Source organism: Pseudomonas sp. S12(2018), from assembly GCF_024355235.1.
Lineage (GTDB): Bacteria > Pseudomonadota > Gammaproteobacteria > Pseudomonadales > Pseudomonadaceae > Aquipseudomonas > Aquipseudomonas palmensis.
This window is the reverse complement of the sequence record NZ_QLAD01000021.1, coordinates 1-2,504: the sequence shown is the minus strand read 5'-3', so window position 1 is coordinate 2,504 and position 2,504 is coordinate 1. Positions and strand designations below refer to the sequence as shown.

Annotated in this window: 2 protein-coding genes and 2 pseudogenes; all 4 read left to right on the top strand. The window is 70.2% G+C overall.

Going from position 1 to position 2,504, the window contains the following annotated elements; genetic code table 11:
- Positions 1 to 324 (top strand): annotated as a pseudogene (locus DN388_RS25305) (precorrin-3B synthase); the annotation flags it as partial.
- The gene (locus tag DN388_RS25300) at positions 317 to 943 is read left to right on the top strand and encodes a precorrin-8X methylmutase (protein WP_054916150.1); all 627 of its coding nucleotides are present in this window, start codon (positions 317 to 319) and stop codon (positions 941 to 943) included. The pseudogene DN388_RS25305 and the gene DN388_RS25300, both read left to right, overlap by 8 nt.
- Positions 943 to 1,674 (top strand): precorrin-2 C(20)-methyltransferase, encoded by a 732-nt coding sequence (locus tag DN388_RS25295; RefSeq protein ID WP_054916149.1) that lies wholly within the window; start codon positions 943 to 945, stop codon positions 1,672 to 1,674. The genes DN388_RS25300 and DN388_RS25295 overlap by 1 nt, the downstream gene beginning before the upstream one ends.
- A pseudogene (locus DN388_RS25290) lies at positions 1,674 to 2,504 on the top strand (precorrin-3B C(17)-methyltransferase); the annotation flags it as partial. The gene DN388_RS25295 and the pseudogene DN388_RS25290, both read left to right, overlap by 1 nt.

The window sequence follows — 2,504 nt, the reverse complement described above, 5'->3', positions numbered from 1 at the left end:
CCGCTGGCGCGCATGGTGGCCTGCACCGGTTCGGCCGGCTGCGCCAAGGCCCTGGCCGACACCAAGGCCGACGCCGTGCAGCTGGCGGCGCTGCTGCGCGAGCCGGGCCCGGTGGCCGGCATTCACCTGAGCGGCTGCGCGCGTTCCTGCGCGCTGGCCCACCGTGCACCGGCCACCCTGCTGGCGGTCGGGCCCGGGCATTACGACCTGTATTTTCACGACCCGGCGCAGCCGGGCCTGGGCGCCCCTGGCGGGCGCAACCTGACATTGAAAGAAGCGGGCGCGCAACTCGACGCCCGCCTACGGAGCAACCCCGATGATTGATTACATCCGCGACGGCCAGGAGATCTACCGCAACTCCTTCGCCATCATTCGCCAGGAGGCTCGCCTGGAGCGGATCCCGGCCGACCTGGAAAAACTCGCGGTGCGGGTCATCCATGCCTGCGGCATGGTCGAGGTGGTCGACAAGCTGCGCTTCAGCGAAGGCGCCGGCAAGGCCGGGCGCGAGGCGCTGGCCAACGGTGCGCCGATCCTGTGCGATGCGCGCATGGTCGCCGAAGGCATCACCCGTGCACGCCTGCCGGCCAACAACGAGGTGATCTGCACCCTGCGCGACGACAGCGTGCCGGGCCTGGCCAAGGAGCTGGGCAACACCCGCTCGGCGGTGGCCCTGGAGCTGTGGCGCCCGCACCTGGAAGGCAGCGTGGTGGTGATCGGCAATGCGCCGACCGCATTGTTCTACCTGCTCGAGATGATCGATGCAGGGGCGCCGAAGCCTGCGCTGATCCTCGGTTTCCCGGTCGGTTTCGTCGGCGCGGCCGAGTCCAAGGCGATGCTCGCGGCCGACAGCCGTGGCGTGCCGTTCGTGATCGTCGAGGGCCGCCTGGGCGGCAGCGCGATGGCAGCAGCGGCGGTCAATGCCCTGGCCACGGAGGTCGAATGATGCAGCCACGCGGACGACTGCTTGGCCTGGGCGTGGGCCCCGGCGACCCCGAACTGATCACGGTCAAGGCGCTGCGCCTGCTGCGCGAGGCGCCAGTGGTGGCGTATTTCGTGGCCAAGGGCAAGCGCGGCAATGCCTTCGGCATCATCGAGGCGCACCTGCAGCAGGCGCAGACATTGCTGCCGCTGGTGTACCCGGTGACCACCGAGGCACTGCCGGCCCCGCTGTCGTATGAGCAGGTGATCAGCGACTTCTACGACGGCGCCAGCCTGGAAGTGGCCGCGCACCTGGATGCCGGCCGCGACGTGGCGGTGATCTGCGAAGGCGACCCGTTCTTCTATGGCTCCTACATGTACCTGCACGACCGCCTGGCCGAGCGCTACGAGGCCCAGGTGATCCCCGGCGTGTGCTCGATGCTCGGTGGCGCCTCGGTACTCGGCGCGCCGCTGGTGTACCGCAACCAGAGCCTGTCGGTGCTGTCGGGCGTGCTGCCGGCCGACGAGCTCAAGCGCCGCCTGGCCGATGCCGACGCGGCGGTGATCATGAAGCTGGGGCGCAATTTCCCCAAGGTGCGCCAGGTGCTGGCCGAACTGGGCCTGGCCGAGCGAGCGCTGTACGTGGAGCGCGCGACCATGGCCAACCAGAAGATCGTGGCGCTGGATGCGGTCGACCCGCAGTCCTCGCCATACTTCTCGCTGATCATCGTGCCGGGTGAACGGTGGCAAGGGTGATGACATCTCACGCACCGGCCATCGTGATCCTGGGCAAGGGCAGCCTGGCCACTGCCCGCAGGCTCCAGCAGCTGTACCCCGATGCATTGATCCACGGCCTGGCCGGGCGGGTCGAGGGCACGGACCGCAGCTACCAGGACTTCGGCGCCACCCTGCGCCAGTTGTACCAGCAGGACACACCGATCATTGCCCTGTGCGCCGCCGGCATCGTGATTCGCAGCCTGGCCAGCGTGTTGCTGGAGAAGGGCGCCGAACCGCCGGTACTGGCCGTGGCCGAAGACGGCAGCGCCGTGGTGCCGCTGCTGGGCGGGCTGGGCGGGGTCAACGGGCTGGCCCGCGAGATCGCCGCCGGCCTCGGCGTGGCGCCGGCCATCACCACCAGCGGCGAGCTGCGCTTCGGCACCTGCCTGCTCAACCCGCCCAGTGGTTATGCGCTGGCCGACCTGGAGCTGGGCAAGCGTTTCGTGTCCGACCTGCTGGCCGGTGAAAGCGTGCGCATCGATGGCGCCGCGCCGTGGCTGGAACAGGCGCAACTGCCGCAGAGCGAGCAGGCGCAGCTGGCCATTCACGTGGGCTGCGATGCACGTGAGGCCGACGCCAACGAGCTGGTGATCTACCCGCGCTGCGTGCTGGTGGCCGTGAGTGCCCAGGTGCCGGAGCTGGCTGCAGCGGTGCGTGCGGCGCTGCACCGCGCGAAGATCGCCGAGCCGGCATTGGCCTGCCTGCTGGCGGCCGACAGCGAGATGGCCAGCCCGGCGTTGCACGCGGCAGCGGCCGAGCTGGGCGTGCCGTTGCGCTTCGCCCCGGCCGCCGGCAGCGTTGCCGAGCTG